The organism is Pseudovibrio exalbescens DSM 16456, assembly GCF_000422785.1.
GTDB lineage: Bacteria > Pseudomonadota > Alphaproteobacteria > Rhizobiales > Stappiaceae > Pseudovibrio > Pseudovibrio exalbescens.
In genome coordinates this window covers 29,845-56,653 of sequence record NZ_AUGS01000008.1, presented here as the reverse complement: position 1 = coordinate 56,653, position 26,809 = coordinate 29,845, and the positions used below count along the sequence as shown (strand labels likewise).

Here is a 26,809-nt window from a genome sequence, read left to right as displayed (position 1 = left end):
TTATAGGTAATTATTATCATGTCTACTGACCTCGAGTTTTGAGTAGGGCTGCAGCCGGGAGGCGCGGCCGCCAGAAGGGGCAGAAACATGAAATCGATAGTTCGCGTAGTTTCGTTCGCTTGTGCCGCTGCAGCGGCAAGCGCCGTTTGGGCTGCTGATCTTCCCGAGCCGGTAATCGAACATGTGCCGGTGGTGCCGGAAGCAAGCAACAGCGGTTGGTACTTGCGCGGTGACATTGGGTACAAGGTTTATACTCAACCGGATGCAGGTTTTGCGCATGTCGGTTTCTATGATGAAGATATGGATCCGACGGGTGTTGTCGGCGTTGGTGCAGGCTATCGCTTCAATGACTACCTGCGAACTGATGTGACCTTGGACTACGAGTGGGATTCGGATTTCTATGCGAATGCGGCTTGTATCAGTTCCTGTGTAGGTTCCAGTGCCGCATCGGATGAGTATGCCACCCTCGATGTGTGGACGGTTCTTTGGAATGTCTATGCGGATCTGGGGCAATACAACGGCTTTTCGCCGTATGTAGGGGCGGGTATTGGTGCGTCCTACGTGAATGTTGATTCAGTCAAAGCGATCAATGATGGCGGTGCACGCGTTGCATATCCGGGGGGCTCGAACTGGAACTTTTCGTGGGCTCTTATGGCTGGTGTGGGGTACTCAATCAGCCCCCATTGGCACATCGACGCTGGTTATAGGTACTTGAACATCGGTGACGCCAAAACCAAGAAATTCACTGATGCGGGGGCCACGGACTCCATCGAATACCGCGATCTGTCGGCTCATGAGTTCCGTGTTGGAATGCGCTACGAGTTCGGTCCGAGCTATGCCGACTATACACCTGGGCCGGTCGTGTCCAAATACTGATCCGCCGGAAATAGCGAATGCAAAACGGGGTCTGCATCAGCAGGCCCCTTTTTTATTGCCGGTCAAAAGGCCCGTCTGAACCGATTCTCAAGGTGATTCGATCATTTGGGATAAAAAATACAGTCAAAAATACTGAGTCGTAACCCTTTGAAATTCATAAGTTTATTTCTTTGCATTCGGTGTGCGCGCAAGTTCTGAAAACTGAAGAAGCGCAAAAGTTTGTTGACCGAACCTTTGGTTTCACATAGACCCGTCGGTGGGACACCCCTCCCCAACGAGGGGCACCTATCTGAAAGGGTAGTCACATGACGAATATTGAAGTGCCGGCTGTTAAACCGGCAAACCCGAACTTTTCTTCGGGCCCGTGCGCGAAGCGTCCTGCTTGGACGCCTGCCGTTTTGAATGACGCGCCTCTGGGCCGTTCCCACCGAGCTAAAATTGGTAAAGCCAAGCTGGCAGAAGCCATTGAACTTACTCGTGAAGTTCTTGAGGTACCTGCTGACTACCGTATCGGCATTGTACCTGCATCCGATACCGGCGCCGTTGAAATGGCGATGTGGTCTATGCTTGGCGCCCGTCCTGTTGACATGCTGGCATGGGAAAGCTTCGGTTCGGGGTGGGTAACTGATGTTATCAAGCAGTTGAAGCTGACTGATGCCCGGGTACTGGACGCCCCATATGGCGAGATTCCCGACCTGACACAGGTAAACCCAGCACACGACGTTGTTTTCACTTGGAATGGAACGACCTCTGGCGTTCGGGTACCGAATGCGGATTGGATCGCTGCGGATCGCGAAGGTCTGGTGATTTGTGATGCTACTTCCGCGGCGTTCGCGCAGGAGCTGGACTATTCCAAGCTAGATGTTATTACGTATTCTTGGCAGAAGGTTTTGGGGGGTGAAGGTGCTCACGGCATTCTGATCTTGTCACCCCGCGCTGTTGAACGGCTGGAAACCTATACTCCAGCTTGGCCTCTGCCAAAGATCTTCCGCATGACAAAAGGCGGAAAGCTCATCGAAGGTATCTTCGAGGGTGCCACCATCAACACGCCAAGCATGCTCTGCGTCGAAGACTACATTGACGCGTTGAAATGGGGCAAAGACCTTGGCGGTTTGAAAGCCCTTGTGAACCGGGCTGACGCAAACGCAAATGCAATCGCTATGTGGGTGGAACGTACCGACTGGGTAGACTTCCTTGCCGTGGATCCCGCAACGCGGTCAAACACATCTGTGTGCTTGAAAATCGTTGATGCAGATGTTGTCGCTTTGCCGGAAGACAAGCAGGCCGCGTTTGCCAAGGCAATCGTCTCCACGCTTGACGCACAGGGCGTAGCCTACGACATCGGTGCTTATCGCGATGCGCCTTCGGGTTTGCGCATTTGGGCCGGTGCGACGGTTGAAACTTCCGATGTGGAAGCTCTGCTGCCTTGGCTGGACTGGGCGTTTGCCTCGGAAAAAGCAAAGTTGGTGGCCGCTGGCTGAACAAGCCGCATCGCCCTTAATTCTTGAGAATTACTGAAGAGAAATGGAATGCTCTGGCGCCAGACGGTGCCAGGCCTGTCCTTCTGCACGAGAGGAATGTCCTATGGCTCCTAAGGTACTGATTTCCGATAAGCTTTCCGCTGCTGCCGTTGAGATTTTCAAAGAGCGCGGCTGTGAAGTTGATTTCCTGCCCGATGTGGGCAAAGACAAGGAGAAGCTGGCTGAGATCATCGGCCAATATGATGGGTTGGCGATCCGTTCCGCAACCAAGGTAACTGAGAAGATCCTTGCTGCGGCGGACAACCTCAAGGTGGTCGGTCGTGCTGGTATCGGTGTTGATAACGTTGACATTCCCGCGGCGACGGCCAAGGGTGTTATCGTCATGAACACCCCGTTCGGCAACGCGATCACCACCGCCGAACATGCCGTTGCAATGATGTTTGCCGTAGCGCGCCAGATTCCGGCTGCAGATGCTTCCACTCAGGCTGGGAAATGGGAAAAATCAAAGTTCATGGGAACTGAGATTACCTCAAAAACCTTGGGGCTGATTGGCTGCGGCAATATTGGATCCATCGTCGCGGATCGCGCGATTGGTTTGAAGATGCGCGTGATTGCATTTGATCCATTCCTGTCCGAGGAACGGGCTCAGGATATTGGTGTTGAGAAGGTGGATCTCGATACACTTTTGGCCCGTGCTGATTTCATCACGCTGCATACGCCTTTGACGGACAAGACACGCAATATCATCGATGCGTCCGCAATCGAAAAGATGAAGCATGGCGCTTATCTCATCAACTGCGCGCGAGGCGGTCTGGTCGACGAAGTTGCCTTACGGGCTGCTCTGGATTCCGGCAAGGTTGGCGGTGCTGCCATTGACGTGTTCGCTGAAGAGCCTGCCAAGGAAAACCCTCTGTTTGGTGCGCCGAATGTCGTTTGCACGCCGCATCTTGGAGCATCGACGTCTGAGGCTCAGGAAAATGTTGCCTTGCAAGTTGCAGAGCAAATGGCGGATTACCTGATCAAGGGTGCTGTATCCAATGCGCTCAACATGCCGTCAATTACTGCTGAAGAAGCGCCGAAGTTGACGCCATTTGTCAAACTCGCCGAACTACTTGGGTCATTTGCCGGTCAGGCCACGGAGACGGCGATCAAGGGCATCCGCATCGAATATGAGGGCGATGTGGCAGAGATGAATGTAAAGGCACTTACTGCTGCTGCCGTGACGGGTGTCTTGCAGCCACTCCTGCAGACGGTGAACATGGTTTCTGCGCCCGTGATGGCAAAAGAACGTGGTATAACCATCGAAGATATCCGGCGTGAACAGCATGGTGTTTATGAGAACTACATTCGCTTGACGATCATAACGGAACGACAAGAACGCTCTGTTGCCGGTACTGTGTTCTCTGATGGCAAGCCGCGTATCATCCAGATCAAGGGCATCAACATGGAGGCCGAGCTGGGCGCCAACATGTTGTATGTGACAAATGATGACAAGCCGGGCTTCATTGGTCAGCTCGGGTCTATCCTCGGCGAAGCAGGCGTAAACATCGCCACGTTCAATCTGGGGCGTAAAGCCGAGGGTGAACAGGCGATCTGTCTTGTGGAGGTCGACGGTGAGATTCCCGCAGATGCGTTGGAAAAGATTGCTGCGATCGGTCAGGTGAATCAGGTCAAGCAACTGCACTTCTAATAGGTTGCGAAAGAATCAAAAAAGATAATCAGAACCTTCCAGAAGGTCGGCGGGTCCCGGAATCGGGGCCCGCTTTTTCATGCGCGGCCTACCCTCAGGCGCCGGATGAGGCGTCCATCCATGATCAAGAGGGCCAGTGCGATCAGAACGATCCCTATCCATTGGTTGGGTTCGAGCCTCTCGTTCAAGAATACCGTTCCCAGAAGGATCGCGCTGACAGGAACCAGAAAAGTGACCAGTGCGGCGTTCGTTGCGCCCGCCCGTTGAAGAATTCTGAAGTACAACAGATAGGCCAAGGCGGTTGAAAGAATGGCGAGAACGGCAATTGCGCCCCAGATCTGACTGGGCACGGTGGCAAGCTGTGTGGGCGAGGTGGTGAACAAGATCAAGGGTGCCAAGATGACTGTGGACCCTGAGAGTTGTCCTGTAGCTATGGTGAGCGGCGGCAGTGCTTTAAGGCGCTTTGCCATGGTTGCGGCGATGGCATAGGACAGCGCGGCACCTAGACAAGCCACTTGTGGAACAATGCGTTCTGTTGCCCCAAGAAGTGCGTCTGCCCCCAACATGAGAGCGACGCCGCAAATGCCTATCAAACCAGCGAGAACCTTGGCAGTGCTTAAACGCTCATCCCGGGTCATCTGGTGTGCGACCAGCATTGTGAAGATGGGCGTAAAAGCATTGAGAACTGATGCCAGACCTGATGCTATGTGTTGTTGGCCCCAAAACAGGAGTGAGAATGGGATAACGTTGTTGACGAGCCCCAGGCCGAGAAATTTAAGGGGCCAACTGCCGTGCAGCGGCAACGACTCTCCGAAAACCACAAGAACCAACCATAGTATGGTCGCGGCAATCAGGACCCGGAAAAACACAAGGGTGACTGGTGGCATGAATTCGACTGCGATCTTGGCGAGGAAAAAGGAGCCTCCCCAAAGCAGTGACAGACAGAGCAGCATGGCGGCGGAAACGAGATCAATTTTGGGGGCAGGTGTCATGTCCACTCCAATCGTATTCGGCTTGCCCGAGCGGGCCGGCACGGCGGAGTAGATAGGCAACGCCAGCTAACAACAACCCGATTTGCGAGTTGCGTCCGACACCTTCCTTTAAGAGGAAGCAATAAGCCGCAGTGAAGCTTGGGAAAAGAACCGCTCAAAGGACTCGTCAGATGCGTTTGTTGGGGCTATAAGACCAAGGAAATGCCCCGGGCTTTCCACCCGGGGTTTCGTGTGTTGTGATATACGTTTGTGTGCCAGAGCAAACAAATAAGAGGGCATAGCCGAACAGGTTATGCCAACCGCCGCCGTAGGAGGGCGAAAATCCATGGCCAATGTCGTAGTTGTCGGCTCCCAGTGGGGCGACGAAGGTAAAGGCAAGATCGTTGACTGGCTTTCCGAGCAGGCTGACGTCATCGTCCGGTTTCAAGGGGGGCACAATGCGGGCCACACTCTTGTCATTGACGGTGTGAGCTACAAGCTGTCTCTGCTACCTTCCGGTGTTGTGCGTGGCAAACTATCTGTCATCGGTAACGGTGTTGTTGTCGATCCGCATGCGCTTGTCTCTGAGATTGAACGTTTGAAAGAACAGGGTGTGGAGATCACCCCGGACATTCTTCGAGTCGCTGACAATGCCACTTTGATCCTTTCGGTTCATCGTGAGCTGGATGCACTTCGCGAAAATGCTGCCTCCAAGGAAAACCGCATCGGCACAACGAAACGCGGTATCGGTCCGGCTTACGAAGACAAGGTGGGGCGCCGTGCTGTGCGCGTGATGGATCTGGCCAACCTTGAAACATTGCCGGGCAAGATCGATCGCATGCTGGTTCATCACAACGCGCTGTTGCGCGGTCTTGGCGAACCTGAAATCTCTGCTGATGACCTTTACAAAGAGCTGGCAAGCGTTGCTGAAAAGATCCTGCCGTACATGGATCGCAGCTGGCAGATTCTTGATGAAGCACGGCGTGCAGGTAAGCGTATCTTGTTTGAAGGGGCGCAAGGCGCACTGCTGGACAACGACCACGGGACTTACCCCTTTGTGACTTCTTCCAATACGGTTTCCGGGCAGGCGGCTGCCGGATGTGGTCTTGGACCAAATTCCATCGACTACGTTTTGGGGATTACCAAGGCGTATACCACCCGTGTTGGGGAAGGGCCGTTCCCGACTGAACAGCAGAACGAGGTTGGCGAATTTCTAGGCACTCGCGGTCATGAGTTCGGCGTTGTCACTGGGCGCAAGCGCCGCTGCGGGTGGTTCGACGCTGTCATCGTTCGTCAAACGGTTTGTACCAGCGGCATCAGCGGGATTGCGCTTACCAAGCTGGACGTTTTAGATGGTCTTGATGAAATCAAAATCTGTGTAGGTTACGAGCTTGACGGCGAGCGCATTGATTATCTGCCAGCTTCGCAAGGGGCACAGGCGCGGGTTGTTCCGATCTACGAAACGCTGCCAGGTTGGAAGGAAACTACCAAGGGTGCACGCAGCTGGGCAGACCTGCCAGCGCAGGCTGTAAAGTACGTGCGGCATGTTGAGGAGTTGATTGGTGCGCCTGTTGCATTGCTCTCGACGAGTCCTGAAAGAGATGACACAATTCTCGTTCAGAATCCTTTTCAAGATTAAGCCGTTAGCACAGTAACCGCGGGGGCTATGGACGGATCAATGGCGGACTACTATTCCGTTTTAAAGAAGACAATCAACGGTCTTCAGGAAAATACGGGCTCTGCGAGGCGCGGTGTATATCAGCGCGCGCGCTCGGCTATCGTTAAGCAGCTGCAAAATTATGATCCACCTCTGACGCCCTCGCAGATTACTGAGGAACAGCTGAAGCTGGAAGAAGCTATCCGCAAGGTCGAAGCTGAAGCCGCGCGTGCTTCACTCGGTCTTGGGGCGGCTTCCTCCCCCCAGCCGGTACAACCAACTTCGGCACCGAAACCACCGGCTGCGCCGCACAGCTATGGCGCGGCCAAAACCGGCGGCCCGACCGAGACACAGCCCGCCGGTACTCCTTCGGGCTCACAACCCACGCCTTCAGCCGGGGCTGGCGAAGGTCCACAAAAGCCGTCCGCGGATACCGCTTCTCACGCCGCTGAAAAACCTGATGAAGGTCAGGACGTTTTCAAGCAGGCGGTCAAGGCAGCCTCCGATTTGGGGAGCGCAGCCCACCAAGCCAATCAGAAGGCCAGAGAACACTTTCCCGAAGCGCCTCGCGAAAAACGTGAGCCTGAATTTGACAGTGAGGCGTCCCAAGCGCCGAGCAAAACAGAATCGCCGGAAGCCAAAGCAAGCCCGGCGTCCTCCAAGCGTCCTGCTCGTGAAGAGGACTTGTGGGTGCCTGGTGAAGCGCGCAAGCAAGCACGTGGGGATGACGATACTTCTCCAAAGCCGGAAACGCCAAAAAGTGTCTCCAGGGAGCGTCCACGCGGTCAATCCAAGCGCACTGCGGCAAAGGCTGCGTCGGCATCAGCCTCGATCAATGATGAGGGTCTCAAACCTTCGCGCATGCCGCAGTTGATTGGCCTGTTGATCGTACTCGCGCTGCTCGGTGCCGGCGGGTACGCGCTATATTCTCAAAAAGATGATTTGATGGCGCTCATTGAGCCTGTTCAGGAAGAAACCGACAGTGAAGCGCCCCCTGCTGAGCCTGCCCAACCGGCAGAACCGCAGATCAAGAAGAACACCGACCGGTTGTTGAACGATGATGGGTCTCAGGTTTCACCGGATGCGCGTGCGGTAACAACCGAACGTGTGACATCTGTCAGTCGTGATGTGACAGATGACGCTGCATCAACGGATGCCCCAACACCTGCGGCGCCGCAACCGCAGGAAATTCCTGCAGCCGAAGAACTGGACTCGGTGAGCGTGCGAACTGATACGGTTCGTCCGGCGGAGCGCATCACGGAGCAGGACACACAAACGGCCGTGGCTCAGCAAGGTATTCTTTACGAGGAAGCCGCTACGCCCGGTGAATCCGGGACAGCCTCGCGCGGCAATGTGATCTGGACCCTGGAGCCTGCCGGGAGCGGCAAGCAAATGGTAAAGGCCGTTGCTGTTATGCATGAACGCAATGTTACCGTCACTATGTCGCTCAAGCCAAATACGGACGACTCCTTGCCTGCCAGTCATTTGTTAGAGCTGCAGTTTGACTTGCCGGGTGATTTCAGCGGGCAGGGCATCTCCGAAGTGCCGGGCATCATTATGAAGCCGACCGAACAGGCTCGGGGCGAACCGTTGGCGGGTGCTGCGGTCAAGGTTTCCGATAATTTTTTCTGGATTGCCTTGTCCGATGCCGAAGCTGAACGCGTTACCAACATGAAGCGCTTGCAAGAGCGGGAGTGGATTGACATTCCCTTGCTTTACAACAACGGCAAACGTGCGATCCTGACGTTTGAAAAGGGTGTTGCGGGTAACCGCGTGATTTCGAAGGCCATGGAAAGCTGGAACTAAACTGGCTGCATGATCTTTGTGACTAAGGCAAAAGCGCCGGGTGTTGTTCGCCGGCGCTTTTTGTTTGACGGTTCCGGTTAATTCGATTGATGCTCTTGAAAACTTACGGATAATCTATAGGTTAGTGCGTATCCGAGGGGTGCTTCCGTGTGGAAGCTGAGATGGCAGTGCCGAACCCTTAGAACCTGATCCGGGTAATGCCGGCGAAGGGACAGGAACCCCAAGCCTATTTATTCCCGGGTCTCCATTACCGACGTGCGATGTGCACTTTGAGGAGATCCACATGACGCCACTTTCAAGTCTCATCGGAACGGTCTGTCAAAGCGGCCGGCAAACTGCATCCTGTTTGGTTGCGGTGTGATGACACAAGTTGTCTGGAGAGCCCTTCGCTTGTGCGGGGGGATAGCCGTTTTTGTTTTGATTTGGGAACTCGTCGTCCGGGCATTCGCGCTGCCGCCATTCATGCTGCCTTCGCCGTTTTCGGTTTATGCGGCATTTGTGGATCAATGGGCCTTTCTGATGAAGCATGCCGCCATCACGGCTGGAGAAACCGTTCTTGGGTTTCTCTTTGGCGTGGGGGCAGGGGTGTTGTTGGCCTTGATGATGAGTGCTTCCGACCTCATGCGCCGCCTCATGTTGCCTCCGATTACGGCAACTCAGTCCTTGCCCGTGTTTGCCATCGCACCACTGCTGGTGTTGTGGTTTGGGTTTGGTCTGGCGTCGAAGGTGGTCATGGCCGTTATCGTGATCTTCTTCTCGGTTACATCCACTTTTCATGATGGTTTGCGGCGCACGGATCCCGCCTTCTTGGATCTGGCGCACTTGTATCGGCTCAACCGATGGCAAAGGCTGCGGTTCATTCGCATTCCCGCCGCTTTGCCTGCTTTGGCCTCCGGCATTCGCATCGCGGCCGTTTTTGCCCCGATCGGGGCGGTCGTGGGCGAATGGGTTGGGGCCAAGGGCGGTTTGGCATTCATCATGCTGCAGTCGAATGCGCGCATGCAAACAGACACGATGTTTGCCGCGTTGATCCTTCTGGCCATCATGGTTCTTTTGCTTCGCGCCCTTGTCGAAATGGCAGTGGTGCGCCTCATTCCCTGGCAACAGGAAAAAACGTGAGAAAGGCTTTTATCATGAAGCGATTGATCGCTTTGTTCTTCGCCGCCTTCCTGGCGAGCGGTCTTCAGGCTCAAGCCGAGGAAAAGCTTAGAGTGCTTCTGGACTGGTTTGCCAACCCGGACCATGCGCCGCTGGCTGTGGCCCAGTCCCGTGGGTTCTTCGAGGCTCACGGCCTCGAGGTCGAGTTGCTGGAACCAGCAGATCCCGCCATGCCACCAAAGCTGGTTGCTGCAGGGCAGGGCGATATTGCCATTTCCTACCAGCCGGTCCTGCATGCGCAGATAGATGAAGGTATGCCATTGGCTCGCATCGGTACGCTGATTGCCACGCCTTTGAATACGCTGATCGTGCTTGAGGAAGGCCCCATTGACACATTGGAAGACCTCAAGGGGAAACGCGTTGGGTATTCGGTGTCCGGCTTTGAGGACGCCATGCTGGGTGCCATGCTCCAACAAGCGGGACTTGCCGTGGAGGATGTTGAACTCATCAACGTAAATTTCTCTTTATCGCCGAGCCTGCTCGCCGGTCAGGTGGATGCCATCATTGGCGGCTATCGGAACTTCGAGCTGAACCAGCTCGAGATCAAAGGATCAAAAGGGCTTGCCTTTTATCCCGAGGAGAATGGGGTGCCTCCCTATGATGAGCTGATTATGGTTGCTCATAAGGATAAAACGGGGGATCCAAGGCTTGCCAAATTCATGGCTGCACTGGAAGAGGCGACAATCTACCTGCTCAATCATCCGCAAGATTCCTGGGAGGCTTTCCTTGAGCTCTACCCCAACCTGGATGATGAACTGAATCGCCGCGCGTGGGCGGATACACTTCCCCGATTTGCAAAACGCCCCGCAGCTCTGGATGCAGGGCGATACGAGCGGTTTGCGGCCTTCATGAAGGAAGCGGGGTTGATTGATCAAACTCCGCCCGTGGAGACCTACACCAGCGTTGTCTACTAATAAAAAAGCCCCGGCGCTGCTTGCGTTCGGGGCTTTGTTGCATCCAAATAAACCTCCACCTTTGTGGAGGTCTTTGACTTTTGTTGTGGTCTATGCCTCTCAGGAACTGGCCAAAAGGTTTTCCTGATTGCTCTGCGCCTGTGCTTGGGCAGCTTGCATCACTGCCTTCTGCACTTTCTCAAAAGCGCGCACTTCAATCTGGCGTACGCGTTCGCGGCTCACACCAAACTCTTCGGAGAGCTCTTCCAGCGTGAGCGGATCTTCTGAGAGACGCCGGGCTTCGAAGATACGTCGTTCCCGATCATTGAGAACAGCCATGGCTTCCTTCAGCATGCCGCGGCGGGCGTCATACTCTTCCTGCTCTGCAAGAATGGATTCCTGACTTTCACCGTCGTCGACCAGCCAATCCTGCCATTCTCCGGATTCGCCTTCAGTGGAGCGCAGCGGCGCGTTCAACGATGCGTCCCCGCCCAAACGACGGTTCATGTTGACCACTTCATCCTCATTAACGCCGAGGGTGGTCGCGATTTCCTTGATTTGGTCAGGGCGCAGGTCGCCATCATCCAGCGCCTGGATCTTGCCCTTGAGGCGGCGCAGGTTGAAGAACAGCCGCTTCTGGTTAGCGGTTGTTCCCATTTTTACGAGGGACCATGTGCGTAGTATGTACTCTTGAATCGACGCCTTGATCCACCACATTGCATAGGTAGCAAGGCGGAAACCCTTATCCGGTTCAAAGCGTTTTACCGCCTGCATAAGGCCGACGTTGCCCTCGGAGATAACCTCTCCAAGCGGGAGACCATACCCGCGGTAACCCATGGCAATCTTGGCGACAAGGCGAAGATGTGAATTTACGAGCCGCTCGGCGGCTTCGGCTTCCCCGTGCTCCTTGTACCGCTTGGCGAGCATATACTCTTCCTGCGGTTGAAGCATGGGAAACTTGCGGATTTCGTCCATGTAGCGGCTGAGGCCGCCCTCTGCGGACGAGACTACCGGTAAGTTCCGGGCCATCTAAGCACCCCTTTCTATCCATGAGTGTTCCCCGTGCCCCCGTGGCACCTATTGGGCAAACACGTTCCAGTGCCTCTACTGTGAGCACACCAGACATCACCATATGGGGGTATTATGGCTTATTCGCTACCTCTTTGTGGAGAAAATTTGTCCTAAGCAGCCCGTAGAAGTGAGAGAAGTGTTGCAAAATCTTCTGGGACTGGGGTTTCGAAACGCATGACCTTTCCCGTGCGGGGGTGCTCGAACACCAACAAGCCAGCGTGCAGGGCTTGCCTTGAAAAACCGGCCAGCGCCGAGCGGGCTGGTTCCTCAAACCGGTTGTGCCGCGTTTTGAAGCCAGCGCCATAGTCCATGTCACCGATCAGCGGATGACCCAAGTGGGCCATATGCACACGAATTTGATGAGTGCGTCCCGTCTCAAGACGGCACTCAACCAGGCTCGCAAGCGAATCAGTGTCCTGCGGGCCGAACCGTTCAAGCACCTTCCAATGGGTGATTGCGACGCGGCCAGCCGTTTTTACCACAGCAATCTTTTGCCGATTTGCCAGTGATCTGGCGAGGTTCGCATTTATGATGCCCTGTGCGGCCATTGGTGCGCCCCACACCAATGCTTTATAAGCGCGCTCCAGCGGTCCTGTGCGGCCGTGATCCGCAAATTGAGCTGCCAGTCCTTGATGAGCCGCATCGTTCTTGGCCACGACCAGAACGCCGCTGGTGTCCTTATCCAGTCGGTGAACTATGCCCGGTCGCTTAACACCGCCGATTCCTGACAGGCTTTCACCACAGTGATGAAGCAAGGCGTTTACAAGTGTCCCGTCCGGGTTACCCGCCCCAGGATGTACCACAAGCCCTGCCGGCTTGTTGACTACGATAACCTCTGAATCTTCATAGAGGATATTCAGAGGGATGTTTTGCGGCAGCGGTTCGGCCGCCTCGGGTTCGGGAACTTCAACAGACAGCAGGTCGCCTTCGTTGACCCTGTGTTTGGGCTCCACTATTTTGCGATCGCCGACATGAACATGTCCGGCGCGAATGAGAGCTTGCAGCCGGTTGCGGCTGAAGTCGGATAGGTGCGCGGCCAATACGGCATCCAAACGCTTCCCCGCCTCCTGTGCCCCGACAGTGGTGAAGGCCATGGTGTCTTCGCCCGGCTCTGCAGATGTATGGTTAGGCGAAACGCCGTTTGGAGAATACTTGCTCATGCGTGATCCTGTTGATGACAGCGCAGATTTGGTTGAAGACGAGGCATTAGATCCTGCAGCTCAGCGGATCCAGCAAAAAATGCGACGCCTGTTGATGGGGTCTAGCCTTGTCATGCTTATTGGCTTCGTGGCCGTGTTCGCTGCCATTTTCTACAAGATATCTGCGGGGAGTAATAGTGTCAGCGCAGAGGCGGTTGCCGCGACGATTGCGTTAAGCCCAGATGCGAAAGTCTTGCAGGTGGCGTTGTCGGAAGGCCAGTTGGTCTTGTTGGTGAATGAAGGAGCCGGCCAAGCGCTAATCTATGTGGATCCTGTGACGGGTAAAAAACTGGGTCGGACCGATTTTATGGCAAGATAGGTGGAAAAAGTCTCATTCATCGATGCAAGGGGGGTTGCCAAGCCGGAAGTTACCGATTAAATCCCCCTCATCGCACGAAGCGAAGCGCAGGCGCCCATCGTCTAGCGGTTAGGACGCCGCCCTTTCACGGCGGAAACAGGGGTTCGATTCCCCTTGGGCGTACCATTCGCTTGCTTCATGTGATCCGCGAAATGCGACAATTGTCGCAGCGCTTGTTAAGTGAGCGCCCATCGTCTAGCGGTTAGGACGCCGCCCTTTCACGGCGGAAACAGGGGTTCGATTCCCCTTGGGCGTACCACTTTTTTCATCTCTCCAATAAGCTTCATATCTAGCAGGTCGTAGCGCCAAACGATGTTGTGTTTGACGTCACCGTCCATGCTGTCTTTGCGTTCTTATTAGAACCAACGCCCTTTGAGGCCAGCACCCAAATGGCTGCAGTCGCTTTTTTTCGGAGATTTCGGGGCGCTTTCGGGGTAGTCGGCGACCGGGTCGTCTTGATGTTGAACGTAATCGGCGAGCGAGTTTTTCAGCTCCTCAGCCCATTTGCGGTAATCATCCAAGGTTTCGCTGCCCGGCTCGCAATTGCTGTAAAGACGCTCTTGAGCGGCGGCGACTTGCGTGCACAGAGATGCGTTCTTTGTGTTGTCAGTTAGCTCGGAGCTATGTTCTGCACCCTGTCTCATAACGACGACCTCCAGTACGGTTTGCCTCGCAGTGACCAGCATTCGCTGCCCATAACTCTGTCGAATGTCGCAAAAAATGAATAATCTGAAGTCCCGATGATGGGCTATTAATAGTCCCGAAGCATCAGATGGTGCAATAGCCCAGAGGCCGGATATTCGCTATTCAGGAAGGGCTTTTCCGCGATATGCGTTAGCTCATTGAAAAGACTTGGCAAGACTCTATCGTGGGCTCTGAATAAGTTTTAACAGGACCTGAATAATGTTGGTAGCGCGGCACAATTCCATTCTTGATCTGGCTCGCAGCCACGGCCGGGTTGAGGTTGACGATCTTTCGGAGCGCTTCTCCGTCAGCCCGCAAACGATACGCAAGGATCTGAATGATCTTTGCGAGCAGGGGCTGTTGTCGCGTGTGCACGGTGGTGCCGTGTTGGCCTACGGTGTTGAAAATGTGGGCTATGCAACCCGAAAGGACCTGGCTGGGCGTGAAAAGGAAGCCATCGGCCGTGCAGCGGCGGAACTCATCCCCAATGGGGCATCGCTGTTTGTAAACATCGGTACTACGACAGAAGCCGTCGCTCGGGCTTTGGTTCAGCACTCAGGTTTGATGGTGATTACAAACAACCTCAATGTGGCTGTGACCCTGCGCCCGTTTTCACAGAACCAGGTTGTTATCGCTGGTGGTGTTGTGCGCGCCAGTGACGGCGGTGTCGTTGGAGAAGCCGCAGTAGACTTTATAAATCAGTTCAAGGTCGATTATGCGGTCATTGGCACGTCCGCTCTTGATGCGGATGGCGCACTGCTCGACTTCGACTACCGGGAAGTGAAGGTGGCTCAGGCGATCATCGCCAATGCTCGTCATGTTATTCTGGTTGCTGATACCAGCAAGTTTGATCGCTCCGCACCCGTGCGTGTCGGTCACATGGAGCAGATCGATACCTATGTGTGCGATCGGATGGAGGATCCTCGGATCCGGAAACTGATGCAGACCTGGGAAGTCCGGCTGATCGAAGCGCTTGATCAGGAGAAAGACCCGGCTGGGCCGCTAACCTGAAACGGGATGGTTGAGCGCCTGTCCCAAGGGAAGGGCAGGTAACGCCTAGTCTTCGGTGCCTGTCTTGCGAGCCGCTTCGATACGTTCTGCCAACTGCGGTGTGGCGTCGTCTTTGGCGTCGCTTTTGATCGTTCCTAGATCTTTCATGATAGAGTCGAAGGTGTCTGAAAGCGCATCGTCCTTGGTTATAGCGGTCGCTGCCAATTGAGCTGCCAGTTCCTTGAGTTCTTCGCGTAGTGCCTGGAAACGCTCTTCGGGTGTCTCCGAGGCCGAATGGGATCGTAGTTGCTCGGTGAGCGCAGCGATCTGGGCTTGAGCCTCTTCGTATTTTAGTTGCAACGCTTTCAGTTCTTTCTGTGCCTTGGTTGTCCGCTGGCGCGCCGTTTGTGGCTTGGCTTTCAAAGCTTTTTCGGTTTCATCCAGTTTGGCTTTGAGTTCGTTTCGCTCCGCCTCGAGTTTTTCGTAGTTTTCCTTGAGGTGTGCGAATGCCTCTCCGGCCTGCTCCGCCGCTTCTTCTGGCGTGTCGGAAACGATCGGTTGTTGCTTCTGGGCCGTCAGCTCCGAAACTTCACGAGAGATCTCGCGTGCCAACCGTTGAAGGGGGTGGTTTTCCGAGACCGCAGCGCGCTCTGTTGGCAGAGGCACGACCTCCGCCGTTCTGGCGGGCTGTTCGGTTGTGGAACTGGAGGCCTGAGCCGAAGCTGAAGATTGTGCAGGAGCCGGCTTGGTTTCGGGTTCGGGCTCGGGTGAGTTTTTGTCCTGCTGGCCGAGTTCCTCTTCAGAGGCCCAGAAGCCGCGAGTGAGGCGATCCTTCAGGCCCCGCTTTTCGAGCCGCTTGTTTAATGCCGTCACTTCATCTTGAAGCTTGAAAACCTTCGCTTCTGCTCGGTTCCGTGCCGCCCACTCCTCTGCATGTTTGCGTCCAACGCTCTCCAACTTCAATTCAAGTATGCGCCGTTCTACCGCGTGCTGGGCGCGCAGATAGTCGCGGGCCATGTTGGCCTTTGCATAACTGACGGGGTTGGATGCTTCGATGGCCCTGCGGGTCAGCCGTACGGCGCGTCCCCAAACCAGAGGCAGGGCGCCCAGAGCCAACAGGCTGGCAGAGAAAAATCCGAGGGCTATGTAAAGCGCAGTTTCAATCACCTGAATGCCTTAGCTCATTACGGGGCAAGATACACGGTTGAAGCCCCGGCGTATCCCTTCCCGAAGCTTCTCGCTTTGGGAAGGTACATGCGGCTCTCTAAAGTCCACGTTAAAGCCGTTATATCAGAATGGGTTCCAAGTTGGCTTCCTAGTAAATTTTAGATAACCCATATTTAGTCCCAGACGGGCACCAACACCTGCTTTTACGGGCACAACATAGATGTTGTTGTTCGAGAGCACCTGCATGCCAAACCCGCCTACCAGATAGGCTGACCCCTTGACGCCGACATAACGCCGGTACATCGCATCAATGGTTGGCAGGTTATATACCAGCATCATGGTGCGGGCGCCATCACCACCAAAATCCCAACCAATTGAAGGGCCTTGCCAGAAGATCGGGTGGATGCCTGCGTTACGGGTAAAAAGCTGGCCTTCGCCATAAGTGGCTCCTGCGAAGAAGGCGGCAGATCCTTCCTCACCAAGAATGTAACCGTTCGGCTCTCCATACTTGTTGATCGCTTTTTCAACGACTGTGGCCAAGCCGGAAGAGACGCTGCCGAAGAACTTGTGGCCTGCGTCCACGATCTCGTTCTGGCTGTAAGTGGATTGGCCCTGCGGTTGTCCGGATGTTGCCTGCTGAGCGTATGCCGGCATGCCCATGCTGGCTAAGACGAGGCCCAGAAGTGCGAGGCACACAACGGTCATGTGTCTCAAGCGCCCGAAAGTGGTGTAGAGCATTCAAAAATCTCCTTAACCGGGATTTAAATGGCTGTCGTCATCAGAACACAGTAGTGTGCCCACCACACACATGTTCTGGATTGTCTGATTCGAACCCTAGGCGGAATTTATGGTAACTTCGCGAAGTTGCTCTACACGTAGTCATAGATTTCTTGTGTGTATAGCGTTTTTCCTTGGGTTAACGGTCCCAGCCGGCGCTGACATTCGCTACGAGTATGCCTTGGGCGGTTTTGATAGTGTGGCGTTTCAGGTCGACCATCGCCCTCGCGTCGGGGACGAAACCTATCAGGTCGACTGGGGCGGGCGCCTGTGGTTGTTTGCCAATCGTGGTAATATGGCAGCGTTTAAACAGGCACCGGAAGTTTATGCACCACAATTCACAGGGTGTGACCCTTATGCGCTGGCCCAAGGGGTGAAGGCGCAAGGTTTGCCACGGGCCTTTGCTGTGCACGATGACCGTCTCTACTTGTTCAGTTTGCGAGCCAATCGGTTTTTGTTTCTGGCAGCTCCTGAAGAAATCATAGGATTGGCGCACGAAAACGCGGAAAAGGTTGATTGCGACAGGTTTCGTTAACCAACATTCTTGGCAGCGGCGCCCAAGCCATGTAACCCTTTGCGGCGCTACTCGAATCAAACTGCCATTTTGTGCCAACTGACGGGGCGTGAATGTCTGTCTTCAATGAACTATCCTCCATCGATCTTGCCGCTTTGGTTGCCAGCCGGGTCTGTCATGACATCATCAGTCCTGTGGGGGCCATCACCAACGGGCTGGAAGTGCTGGACGAGGAGGGGAATGAAGACATGGCAGAGTTTGCCATGGACCTTATCCGCAAGTCTGCCCGACACGCCTCTGCAAAGCTGCAGTTCGCTCGCATCGCCTTTGGCGCTGCCGGGTCCGCCGGGTCGGAGATCGATTTGGGCGATGCGCAAAGCGTTGCTACCGGCTTCATGGAAAACGAGAAAGCAGAGCTGGTCTGGGAGGTGGAGCGCATGCTCCTGCCCAAGAACAAAGTAAAGCTTTTGCTGAATTTAATTCTCATCGTGAACCAGTGCATACCACGTGGCGGTACCATTACCGTCGGTATGGAAAACGGGCCGGATGAACCGGTCTTTACCCTCACAGCAGAGGGCCGAAACGCCCGGGTTCATACCATGATTGCGGAGATTATTGACGGACGCGAGCCGGAGAGAATCGATGCGCACACGGTTCAGCCGATTTACGCCGTGCTTTTGGCAGAAGAGGCGGGCATGACCATTTCCCTGGATAGTGATGGGGAAAAAATAATGTGCAAGGCGCAGCCAAAACTGAATTCTAGTTAGGTAAAGTCGGCAGGCTTTCAGCCTATGTTAACAGTTTGCCGCAAGACTCGCTCAGTATGAACAAGGTGAAGTACCCGCCCCGGGGCTTAATCGCGGGTACCCTTCTGAAACTGAGTGAGTGCAGGCCATGGACGATCTTCTCAGAGAGTTTCTCACTGAGACTTTTGAAAGTCTGGATGTTGTCGACGTCGAATTGGTGAAATTCGAGCAAGAGCCGAACAACGCCAAGATCCTCGATAACATCTTCAGACTGGTTCACACGATTAAGGGCACCTGCGGTTTCCTTGGTCTTCCGCGGCTGGAGGCGATTGCGCACGCCGCCGAGACCCTGATGGGGAAATTCCGGGATGGTGTTCCGGTCACGCCAGAATCAGTTTCCCTTGTTCTGTCTTCGATTGATCGCATCAAGGAGATCCTTGGCGAGCTCGAAATGAGCAACGGGCAGGAACCGGCTGGAGACGACCAGGATCTCATCAAAGAGCTGGAGCGTCTGTCTGAAAGCGCTGACTCGGGTGAGTTGGCAGCCCAGGCTACAGGGGATACAGTCCCCGCCGCTGAAGCAGCAACTGACGAAGCGGTTACCGAAGGCGAAGACATCTATCAGGTTTTGGAACGCCCCCTTCGTCCCGGCGAGGTTTCGTTGGACGAGCTTGAGCGTGCGTTCCGCGAAGCGGAAGTCGAGATTGAGGTCGCCACGGCTGAAGACGACGAGGATTCCGATGCGAGCGAGCAGGAAACCGAAACCCCTGCGGCACCTCCGGCACCGGTAACGCAAAGCGACAGCGTCGATATCAAGATTGCCAGCAACAAACCCGAGGGTGAGGCCAAGAAGGAAGAAGTGAAAAATCCTTCGGCCCGGTCCAGCAATGGTCAGGGTGTCTCCAATCAGTCGATCCGTGTAGCGGTTGACACCTTGGAAGACCTCATGACGATGGTTTCTGAACTGGTTTTGACCCGGAACCAGCTCCTGGAAATCGTGCGTCGTCATGAAGACAGCGAATTCAAGGTGCCACTGCAACGCTTGTCGAATGTGACGGCAGAGTTGCAGGAAGGCGTCATGAAGACGCGCATGCAGCCAATCGGGAATGCCTGGCAGAAGCTGCCTCGTATCGTGCGCGATCTTTCGCAGGAATTGCAGAAGCCGATTTCGCTGGAGATGATTGGTGCGGATACGGAGCTTGACCGCCAGGTGCTGGAGCTGATCAAGGATCCGCTCACACACATGATCCGCAACTCCGCTGATCACGGATTGGAAAATCCTGCTGAGCGTGTTGCCGCGGGCAAGCCAGAAAAAGGCACGATCACTCTATCGGCGTACCACGAAGGCGGGCACATCCTAATCGAGGTGCGTGACGATGGTCGTGGCCTGAACCTTGACAAGATCAAGCAAAAGGCGCTGGCCAACGGTCTGACCACCGAGGCTGAGCTGGAGAAGATGGCGGATCAGCAGATCCAGAAGTTCATCTTCGCGGCCGGTTTCTCGACAGCCGCCAAGGTGACCAGTGTATCCGGTCGCGGCGTGGGCATGGATGTGGTGCGCAACAACGTCGAAGAGATCGGTGGATCGATCGACGTGCGCTCCCAGGAAGGTCGCGGTTCGAGCTTCATTATAAAAATTCCGCTGACGCTTGCGATTGTGTCGACCCTGATCGTCGAAGCAAGTGGCGATCGGTTCGCAATCCCGCAGCTTTCTGTTGTGGAACTGGTTCGCGTACAGTCCAATTCCGAGCACCGTATTGAACGCATCAAGGACAGGCCGGTTCTGCGTCTGCGCAACAAGCTGTTGCCTTTGGTGCCAATGTCCCAGTTGCTGGGCTTCGAGCAGGAAGAGCAACTGGATGAAGACAACGGCTTCATCGTGGTCATGCAGGTAGGCAGCCAGCGGTTTGGCGTTGTCGTGGACGGCGTGTTCCATACGGAAGAAATCGTGGTCAAACCGATGTCTTCCATGTTGCGAAATCTGACCATGTTCTCCGGCAACACCATTCTGGGTGATGGGTCTGTGATCATGATCATAGACCCGAACGGCGTGGCGTCAGCCATGGCCAGCCACGCATCCGGTGCGCTTGTTGAGGAAGTGGAAGAAAAGGCCGAGGAAATCAGCGAGGAGCAGATGGACGGCGATGCGCCAATTTCCATGTTGTTGTTCCGCGCGGGCTCGGCAGAGCCCAAGGCCGTGCCGCTGTCTCTGGTTACGCGCTTGGAAGAGTTCGACGTGGCCAAGATCGAACGGTCCAATGGGCGGGACCTCGTCCAGTACCGTGGCTCTTTGATGCCTCTCGTCTACATTAACGAGACTTCCCAGCATAAGAGTGAAGGCACGCAGCCGATGCTGGTGTTCTCCGACTCCGGTCGGTCCATGGGCCTCGTTGTGGATGAGATAGTCGACATCGTTGAGGACCGCATGAAGATCGAAGTGGTGTCTGACCGCTCAGGCATCCTTGGCTCTGCGATTATCAAGGAAAAGGCAACTGAAGTGATTGATCTGGGTCACTACTTGCCACTGGCCTTTGATGACTGGTTCATGCGCAAGGAAATGCAGGAAGGCCCGTCTCATCGCACGCTCCTGTTCGTTGATGACAGTGCGTTCTTCCGCAACATGCTGACACCTGTTCTGAAGGCCGCTGGGTATGAAGTGACTGTATGTGCCAGTGCGCAGGCTGCTTACGAATTGCTCGAAAAGGGTGAAGAGTATTCTGCCATCGTTACGGACATCGAGATGCCGGATATCAACGGCTATCAGTTCTGCGAGAGCCTGCGTGGCGATACACGGTTCCGTCATCTGCCGATCATTGCACTGTCCGCTGTGGTAACCCCGCAGTCGATCCAGCAGGGACGCGATGCCGGGTTTGACGACTATGTGGCGAAGTTCGACCGTCCGGGCCTGATTGCAGCGCTCAAAGACGTGTTCACCAATGAAATGGGTGTGGCAGCATGAGCAACTACGCAGCAACCAACAACAATGAACAGTTGCACAACAGCAGCGAGCACGTTCAATACGTCACGGTGGTGATTGGTGGCCAGCTGTTCGGCCTGCAGATCTCGCAGGTGCACGATGTGTTCGTGCCTGAAAAGGTTACACGGGTACCGCTGGCGCCGCCAGAGGTGGAGGGCGTCCTGAACCTGCGTGGCCGCATCGTTACGGCAATCAACATGCGACGGCGGCTTCATTTGCCGCCGCTGGAAGAAGACCAGGGCATGATGGCTGTCGGAATAGAGTTCAAGGGCGAGAGCTATGGTCTTGTCATTGATGCTGTTGGAGAAGTTCTCAGCCTGCCGGTGAACGAGCGGGAAGAGAACCCATCCAACCTCGATTGGCGCTGGGCGGAGATTTCGGGCGGGGTGCATCGCCTGCCGGGACAGCTCATGGTGATTTTGGACGTGGACAAGCTCCTCCAATCGCTGATCGAACCGAAGGCGGCCTAAGCCGCCGCGCTAAATCATAAAGAGAGATATTCGATGAAGCACTGTTTGGTTGTTGACGACTCCAGCGTCATCCGCAAGGTAGCCCGCCGCATCCTTGAAGATATGGATTTTTCTATTTCTGAAGCCGAGGATGGTCAGCAGGCTCTGGATGCGTGTCGGGAGTCGATGCCAGACGCGATTCTTCTGGATTGGAACATGCCGGTCATGGATGGACTGGAGTTCCTGCACAAACTCCGTGAAGAAGAAGGTGGCGAGAAGCCTCTGGTCGTCTTCTGCACAACCGAAAACGATGTATCCCACATTGCCAAGGCCGTGCGGGCCGGTGCGAACGAATACATCATGAAACCGTTTGACCGGGACATCATAGAGGCGAAATTCCAGGAAGTTGGACTTATTTAACAATCAACTAAATGGGTCCAAAAAACATGCCCAATCGTTTTCGTAGTGACGCTGCTGCCAGCACCCCATCTTCCGAGCCGGCAAAGGTCATGATTGTCGACGATTCTGTCGTCATTCGTGGCTTGTTCGGACGCTGGATCGACGAGGATCCAGATCTCACCGTGGTTGCAACGCATCGTAATGGCCAACTCGCCGTAGACGACGTTGAACGCAGCAACCCGGACATCGTGGTCCTCGATGTTGAAATGCCCATCATGGATGGGCTCACGGCTCTACCCAAGCTGCTTGCAAAAAAGCGTGGGTTGGTGGTCATCATGGCCTCGACGCTGACCCGTCGCAATGCGGAGGTCAGTCTCAAGGCTCTGTCTCTTGGGGCGACGGACTATGTCGCCAAGCCAGAAAGTACAAGCCAGACGTCCACTTCGGTGGAGTTTCGCCAAGAGCTTTTGCAAAAATTGCGCTCTTTGGGCGCGCAGGTTCGTGGAACCAGTCGCGGGGAACCGTTGGTCCGGGCTCGTCGCATGCGAGCGGAAACCAACGAAGGCCAGACTGCGTCCAGTGCCTTACGGCATGATCGACTGGATGCGCGCAAGGAGATGCAAAAGGCTCGTAGCCATTCCTTGGTGGGCAAGGATGGCATATCGCTGCGTTCCTTCTCTTCGGCAATGCCACGTGTGATCGCGATTGGCAGTTCCACAGGTGGGCCTCAGGCGCTGCAAGCCATGTTGAAGGCTGCAGGGAACACATTGAGTAGGGTGCCTGTGGTGGTTACCCAGCATATGCCACGGACATTCACGACCATTTTGGCCGAGCATATTGGACGAGCGACCGGGTTCCCCTCGAAAGAGGCGGATGATGGCGAGCTCCTCAAACCGGGACATATTTATGTGGCACCGGGAGGGCTGCATATGCGTCTTGCCAAGAGTGATGGTGGCGTTGTGGCCAAACTGGATGACGGAGATCCGATCAACTTCTGTCGTCCCTCTGTTGACCCGCTCTTTGAGAGCGTGGCGGAGATTTATGGCGCGGCCAGCCTGGCTGTCGTTTTAACGGGTATGGGATCGGATGGCGCAAAAGGTACGGAACGTATCGCGCAGAAGGGAGGCAGTGTGATTGCTCAGGACGAAGCAACAAGTGTGGTGTGGGGGATGCCCGGCGCTGCGGCCCGCACTGGCAGCTGCTCTGCGATTTTGCCATTGGACCAGATCGGCCCGAAGTTAACGCGTATCTTTGAAGGGACGGCGAAATGACACCTTCCGAGTATGGATTTTTAAAGCAGTTTCTCAAGAGCCGTTCAGGTTTGGTGCTGTCTGACGAAAAGCAATACCTCGTGGAAAGCCGCTTGGTCCCTGTTACCCGCCGGACGGGTCACAAGAACCTGAGTGCGTTGATTGCGGACCTTGGTCCGCGGGGCAGTGAAGATCTGAAGAACACTGTCGTGGAAGCCATGACGACCAATGAGTCGTTCTTCTTCCGTGACAAGACGCCTTTTGATCATTTCCGCAACACGATGCTTCCAAATCTTCTGGAGGGCCGCCGGTCTCAGAAGCGGATCCGGATCTGGTGCGCTGCTGCGTCGACCGGTCAGGAACCTTATTCGCTGGGCATGTGCCTGCAGGAAGACCGCCACAAGACGGCTGGTTTCCGGTTCGAGATCCTCGGCACCGACATCTCCACAGAGGTGCTGGAGAAGGCGCGCACAGGCGTTTACAGCCAGTTCGAGGTGCAGCGTGGCTTGCCCATTCAGATGTTGCTCAAGTACTTCACCCAGCAAGGAGAGCTGTGGCAGGTGTCTCCGGAGCTGCGGGCGATGGTTCAGTGGCGCAAATTGAACCTGTTGGAGAACTTTTCTCATCTGGGGACCTACGACATCATCTATTGCCGCAACGTGTTGATCTATTTTGATCAGGACACTAAGCGTGATGTGCTGCAACGCCTTGCCAAGCAGATCCCGGAGGATGGCTACCTGGTGCTTGGTGCAGCAGAAACGGTTGTCGGGCTGAGTGATGCGTTTGAGCCCGTTCCCCAGCATCGCGGGCTGTATCGCCCACGCAAGCAGGGGGCGGCGGCGAGTCCGCGTCTTGGATCGGCCTTCCCGACCTTGAAGGCCATGAATTCCTAAGGTTTAAGGATCAGGTGAATTTCAGAAGAAGGGGCTGACCTCAGGTTGGCCCCTTTTTATGTTCACATTCGTGTGTCTTGGGGCGCAGTACCAGTCTACCGCCCTATATCCGTGGCGTTACTTTTCTTTGCCGCGGTTGAACAAGACATAAAACAATCAACTTCCAGCCGTTGCAAAAAGTCTTTCCAGATTTCAACGTGGGAGTGTTTTTCATGCACGATGTGAAGATTAAGGTTTCTCGCCGAACGGCCCTTGTCGGGGCAGGTGCCGCCGTCGCAAGTACCATTACGTCAGGCTTGGTCTCCTCAACATTTGTTCAGGCTTCGGAGCCGTCGCCGGCCCCCAATCCTTCACTGGCGGCAGAACATGCAGTTGGTGAGTTCAAGGTGTTCACGCTTCTGGATGGCGCGGTAAACGCATCTGATCCACAAAGCACATTTGGGATGAACCAGGAGCCGGAAGTCTTTGCTGAAGTTTCTCGGGAGAACTTCATACCCCATGAGACGTTCCGCGCATTCTTCACTCCAACGGTCGTGGATACCGGGCAGGAGATTGTACTGTTTGATACAGGTGTTGGAGAAGGTGGGCGTCCAGCACGAGGTAATATGCGAGCCGCTTTGGCCGGGGCCGGTTTTACTCCGGAGCAGATCGATGTCGTGGTCCTCACGCACATGCATCCAGATCACATTGGTGGCCTGATGGAAGGCGGTGCACCGGCGTTCCCGAATGCGCGGTATGTGACCGGCCAAACAGAGTATGATTTCTGGGCCGGCATGGATCCGGAGTCCAACGGCGTTGCGAAACTCGTCGCGGACAATGTCACGCCGTTGGCTGATCGTATGACCTTTGTTGGGGAGGGGGATTCAGTCGTCTCGGGTATTACAGCGATGTCTGCATTTGGGCACACACCGGGTCATATGCTCTTCATGCTCGAATCCAGCGGGCAGTCTCTCTTGTTGGCGGCGGATACCGCGAACCATTATGTCTGGTCTCTGGCCTATCCCGACTGGGAGGTTCGTTTCGACATGGACAAGACGGCGGCAGCAGAAACGCGCCGCCGTATATTTGGCATGCTTGCTGCTGACCGTGTGCCGTTTGTTGGATACCACATGCCGTTTCCGGCGGTCGGTTATGTCGAAGCGCGAGACAATGGCTTTCGGTATGTTCCGGCATCCTATCAACTGCAGCTCTGATGCCGTAAACCCCGCCGCTCGGCGGCGGGGCTCCTGCTGATTACTGCGCACGTCGTTGTTTGCAGCTAGGCGTTCTCTGGTTCACGGAACTCGCTGGCCCAATCGAACTCGGCTGATGCCTCAAGAGTTCCCGGCCAATGCGAAAAATGGGCTGGTATCAGCGCTGAACCCACCCTGTCTGTTGACGGGAAGTAGGGCTTTATGTCCAGGATCTTGGTGCCAACACATGCGTCGATATAAGGTGTTTCGATAAGCCCGGCCTGCACATCAACGGCTGTTATTCTGATCGTGGACAAGCCAATGGGAGACGGGCGGAAAGGCGAACGAGAGGCGAATACCCCGATGTCGTCGGCTGAACTGGTGTAGGGCGCGGGACAGGTCAAAATGCAGTCACCGCGTTCGTGATCTGCCAGCCAGAGGATATGGGCGTGCGTAAAGCCAGCAAGGCCCACAAGACCTTCAATCCATGCATCGCTGATTGCGATGAGAGCACCGTTGGTGTTCGATTGCACGGAGCCGATAACGGTCATTTTTAGATCGTCTTTCATCATGATTTCCTTGTTTGAATGTCTGTCATCGGGCCCGACAACACTGAGCCTGCAAAGACATTCAACAAAGAGCAAGAGGGTATGATGAAAGCCGTGCGTTTCCGCGGCCAATGAAAAACCCCCGTCACTCGAAATGACGGGGGTTCTGGAAACTCAACTAACAGAGCGTGGCTTACGCAGCCTTCTCTTCTGGTTCGCGCAGCACATAGCCGCGGCCCCATACTGTCTCGATGTAGTTCTTGCCATCTGCAGCAGATGCCAGCTTTTTACGCAGCTTACAAATGAACACATCGATGATTTTCAGCTCGGGCTCGTCCATACCGCCGTATAGGTGGTTCAGGAACATTTCCTTGGTCAGGGTTGTCCCCTTGCGCAAGGAAAGCAGCTCAAGCATCTGATACTCTTTGCCCGTAAGGTGGACGCGTTGCCCGCCTACCTCAACGGTTTTCGTGTCCAGATTGACCGTCAGATCGCCGGTTACAATCACAGACTGCGCATGACCCTTGGAGCGACGAACGATCGCATGAATACGTGCAACAAGTTCGTCCTTGTGGAACGGCTTGGTCATGTAATCATCAGCCCCGAACCCGAGACCGCGGACCTTGTCCTCAATACCGGCAAGGCCGGACAGGATCAAAATTGGTGTTTTGACCTTTGAAACCCGAAGCGTGCGCAGCACCTCGTAGCCGGACATGTCCGGCAGGTTAAGGTCAAGCATAATAATGTCATAATCGTACAGCTTGCCGAGGTCGATGCCTTCCTCGCCAAGATCTGTCGTGTAGACGTTGAAGTTTTCAGACTTCAGCATCAGCTCAATACTTTGAGCTGTAGCGCCGTCGTCTTCGATCAACAATACACGCATGCTAATCCCCTCGTGTTGCCTTTCCTGGGCAGTCGCGCCGGCCAAATAAACGCGAACCGTTGCGAAGGAATACTGAACCCCGACTCAATACTTGAGTTATGGTTAACAGAACTCGATTCGCGCAGGCAAGCGCTTTGACGTTGCAGAAACCAGTCTTCTGAGGACAACCTGAAGAAGTTCCTGTTTATTGACGCGCGCGG

The 26,809-nt window shown here is 55.1% G+C and carries 25 protein-coding genes, 2 tRNA genes and 1 riboswitch; of the genes, 19 read left to right on the top strand and 8 right to left on the bottom strand.

Annotation, left to right across the window (positions count from 1 at the left end; all coding sequences use genetic code 11):
• Positions 1-87 precede the first annotated feature (87 nt).
• From G512_RS0107085 to serA, 3 genes are all read left to right on the top strand, one after another.
• Complete coding sequence (locus G512_RS0107085) at positions 88-876, top strand: outer membrane protein (protein ID WP_028481116.1); 789 nt, start codon at positions 88-90, stop codon at positions 874-876.
• Positions 877-1,181: 305 nt separating this feature from the next.
• Positions 1,182-2,357 (top strand): phosphoserine transaminase, encoded by a 1,176-nt coding sequence (locus tag G512_RS0107080; protein ID WP_028481115.1) that lies wholly within the window; start codon positions 1,182-1,184, stop codon positions 2,355-2,357.
• Positions 2,358-2,460: 103 nt separating this feature from the next.
• On the top strand, positions 2,461-4,047 hold the full coding sequence (serA, locus tag G512_RS0107075) for a phosphoglycerate dehydrogenase (RefSeq protein WP_028481114.1): 1,587 nt from the start codon (positions 2,461-2,463) through the stop codon (positions 4,045-4,047).
• A 77-nt stretch (positions 4,048-4,124) separates the two neighbouring features.
• Here the strand turns inward: serA and G512_RS0107070 are convergent, their stop codons facing one another.
• Positions 4,125-5,039, bottom strand: coding sequence for a DMT family transporter (locus G512_RS0107070; protein ID WP_028481113.1), 915 nt, complete (start codon positions 5,037-5,039; stop codon positions 4,125-4,127).
• 325 nt (positions 5,040-5,364) lie between these two features.
• Between G512_RS0107070 and G512_RS0107065 the strand changes: the two genes are divergently transcribed.
• The 4 genes from G512_RS0107065 to G512_RS0107050 all read left to right on the top strand — a co-directional run bounded on the left by G512_RS0107065 (position 5,365) and on the right by G512_RS0107050 (position 10,553).
• Positions 5,365-6,657 carry an adenylosuccinate synthase gene (locus G512_RS0107065; protein ID WP_028481112.1) on the top strand — a complete coding sequence of 431 codons (1,293 nt, stop codon included), beginning with the start codon at positions 5,365-5,367 and terminating at the stop codon, positions 6,655-6,657.
• A 39-nt stretch (positions 6,658-6,696) separates the two neighbouring features.
• Positions 6,697-8,481: a hypothetical protein gene (locus tag G512_RS0107060; protein WP_028481111.1), complete on the top strand. Its 1,785-nt coding sequence runs from the start codon at positions 6,697-6,699 to the stop codon at positions 8,479-8,481.
• A 125-nt stretch (positions 8,482-8,606) separates the two neighbouring features.
• A riboswitch (TPP riboswitch) is annotated at positions 8,607-8,710 on the top strand.
• Positions 8,711-8,841: 131 nt separating this feature from the next.
• Positions 8,842-9,600: an ABC transporter permease gene (locus G512_RS0107055; protein ID WP_051269114.1), complete on the top strand. Its 759-nt coding sequence runs from the start codon at positions 8,842-8,844 to the stop codon at positions 9,598-9,600.
• Positions 9,601-9,614: 14 nt separating this feature from the next.
• Complete coding sequence (locus G512_RS0107050) at positions 9,615-10,553, top strand: ABC transporter substrate-binding protein (RefSeq protein ID WP_028481109.1); 939 nt, start codon at positions 9,615-9,617, stop codon at positions 10,551-10,553.
• A gap of 99 nt (positions 10,554-10,652) precedes the next feature.
• Here the strand turns inward: G512_RS0107050 and rpoH are convergent, their stop codons facing one another.
• A complete protein-coding gene (rpoH, locus tag G512_RS0107045; RefSeq protein WP_028481108.1) occupies positions 10,653-11,561 on the bottom strand; it encodes an RNA polymerase sigma factor RpoH in 909 nt (302 codons plus the stop codon).
• Between the two features lie 152 nt (positions 11,562-11,713).
• The gene (locus G512_RS0107040) at positions 11,714-12,697 is read right to left on the bottom strand and encodes an RluA family pseudouridine synthase (RefSeq protein ID WP_028481107.1); all 984 of its coding nucleotides are present in this window, start codon (positions 12,695-12,697) and stop codon (positions 11,714-11,716) included.
• A 64-nt stretch (positions 12,698-12,761) separates the two neighbouring features.
• On the opposite strand from G512_RS0107040, the gene G512_RS0107035 reads away from it, so the two are divergent.
• The 3 genes from G512_RS0107035 (at position 12,762) to G512_RS0107025 (ending at position 13,419) form a co-directional block, all read left to right on the top strand.
• On the top strand, positions 12,762-13,121 hold the full coding sequence (locus G512_RS0107035; protein ID WP_028481106.1) for a hypothetical protein: 360 nt from the start codon (positions 12,762-12,764) through the stop codon (positions 13,119-13,121).
• 90 nt (positions 13,122-13,211) lie between these two features.
• Positions 13,212-13,286, top strand: a tRNA-Glu gene (locus G512_RS0107030).
• A 58-nt stretch (positions 13,287-13,344) separates the two neighbouring features.
• A tRNA-Glu gene (locus tag G512_RS0107025) sits at positions 13,345-13,419 on the top strand.
• Positions 13,420-13,516: 97 nt separating this feature from the next.
• Here the strand turns inward: G512_RS0107025 and G512_RS0107020 are convergent.
• Positions 13,517-13,846: a hypothetical protein gene (locus G512_RS0107020; RefSeq protein ID WP_028481105.1), complete on the bottom strand. Its 330-nt coding sequence runs from the start codon at positions 13,844-13,846 to the stop codon at positions 13,517-13,519.
• Between the two features lie 214 nt (positions 13,847-14,060).
• Here G512_RS0107020 and G512_RS0107015 point away from each other — a divergent pair, with 214 nt between their 5' ends.
• Complete coding sequence (locus tag G512_RS0107015; protein ID WP_028481104.1) at positions 14,061-14,855, top strand: DeoR/GlpR family DNA-binding transcription regulator; 795 nt, start codon at positions 14,061-14,063, stop codon at positions 14,853-14,855.
• A 45-nt stretch (positions 14,856-14,900) separates the two neighbouring features.
• Here G512_RS0107015 and G512_RS20290 read toward each other — a convergent pair whose 3' ends face one another.
• Both G512_RS20290 and G512_RS0107005 read right to left on the bottom strand, forming a co-directional pair.
• Complete coding sequence (locus tag G512_RS20290) at positions 14,901-16,001, bottom strand: hypothetical protein (protein WP_051269053.1); 1,101 nt, start codon at positions 15,999-16,001, stop codon at positions 14,901-14,903.
• Between the two features lie 123 nt (positions 16,002-16,124).
• Entirely contained in the window at positions 16,125-16,739 is a 615-nt protein-coding gene (locus G512_RS0107005) for a DUF1134 domain-containing protein (protein WP_028481103.1), read from the bottom strand.
• 154 nt (positions 16,740-16,893) lie between these two features.
• On the opposite strand from G512_RS0107005, the gene G512_RS20285 reads away from it, so the two are divergent.
• From G512_RS20285 to G512_RS0106965, 8 genes are all read left to right on the top strand, one after another.
• Complete coding sequence (locus G512_RS20285; protein WP_051269052.1) at positions 16,894-17,313, top strand: YHS domain-containing (seleno)protein; 420 nt, start codon at positions 16,894-16,896, stop codon at positions 17,311-17,313.
• A 92-nt stretch (positions 17,314-17,405) separates the two neighbouring features.
• Positions 17,406-18,059, top strand: a complete 654-nt coding sequence (gene chpT / locus G512_RS0106995) for a histidine phosphotransferase ChpT (protein ID WP_028481102.1) — start codon at positions 17,406-17,408, stop codon at positions 18,057-18,059.
• 127 nt (positions 18,060-18,186) lie between these two features.
• Positions 18,187-20,997, top strand: coding sequence for a hybrid sensor histidine kinase/response regulator (locus G512_RS0106990; protein ID WP_028481101.1), 2,811 nt, complete (start codon positions 18,187-18,189; stop codon positions 20,995-20,997).
• On the top strand, positions 20,994-21,485 hold the full coding sequence (locus G512_RS0106985; RefSeq protein ID WP_028481100.1) for a chemotaxis protein CheW: 492 nt from the start codon (positions 20,994-20,996) through the stop codon (positions 21,483-21,485). The genes G512_RS0106990 and G512_RS0106985 overlap by 4 nt, the downstream gene beginning before the upstream one ends.
• Positions 21,486-21,518: 33 nt before the next feature.
• Complete coding sequence (locus G512_RS0106980; RefSeq protein ID WP_028481099.1) at positions 21,519-21,884, top strand: response regulator; 366 nt, start codon at positions 21,519-21,521, stop codon at positions 21,882-21,884.
• Positions 21,885-21,910: 26 nt separating this feature from the next.
• Complete coding sequence (locus G512_RS0106975) at positions 21,911-23,134, top strand: protein-glutamate methylesterase/protein-glutamine glutaminase (RefSeq protein ID WP_028481098.1); 1,224 nt, start codon at positions 21,911-21,913, stop codon at positions 23,132-23,134.
• Positions 23,131-24,006, top strand: a complete 876-nt coding sequence (locus G512_RS0106970; RefSeq protein ID WP_028481097.1) for a CheR family methyltransferase — start codon at positions 23,131-23,133, stop codon at positions 24,004-24,006. Before G512_RS0106975 ends, G512_RS0106970 begins: the two co-directional genes overlap by 4 nt.
• Positions 24,007-24,218: 212 nt before the next feature.
• The gene (locus G512_RS0106965) at positions 24,219-25,199 is read left to right on the top strand and encodes an MBL fold metallo-hydrolase (RefSeq protein ID WP_028481096.1); all 981 of its coding nucleotides are present in this window, start codon (positions 24,219-24,221) and stop codon (positions 25,197-25,199) included.
• A 65-nt stretch (positions 25,200-25,264) separates the two neighbouring features.
• On the opposite strand, the gene G512_RS0106960 is transcribed toward G512_RS0106965, so the two are convergent.
• Entirely contained in the window at positions 25,265-25,750 is a 486-nt protein-coding gene (locus G512_RS0106960; protein ID WP_143181392.1) for a TrmO family methyltransferase domain-containing protein, read from the bottom strand.
• A 169-nt stretch (positions 25,751-25,919) separates the two neighbouring features.
• Positions 25,920-26,609, bottom strand: a complete 690-nt coding sequence (ctrA, locus tag G512_RS0106955) for a response regulator transcription factor CtrA (protein WP_028481094.1) — start codon at positions 26,607-26,609, stop codon at positions 25,920-25,922.
• Positions 26,610-26,809: the final 200 nt, after the last annotated feature.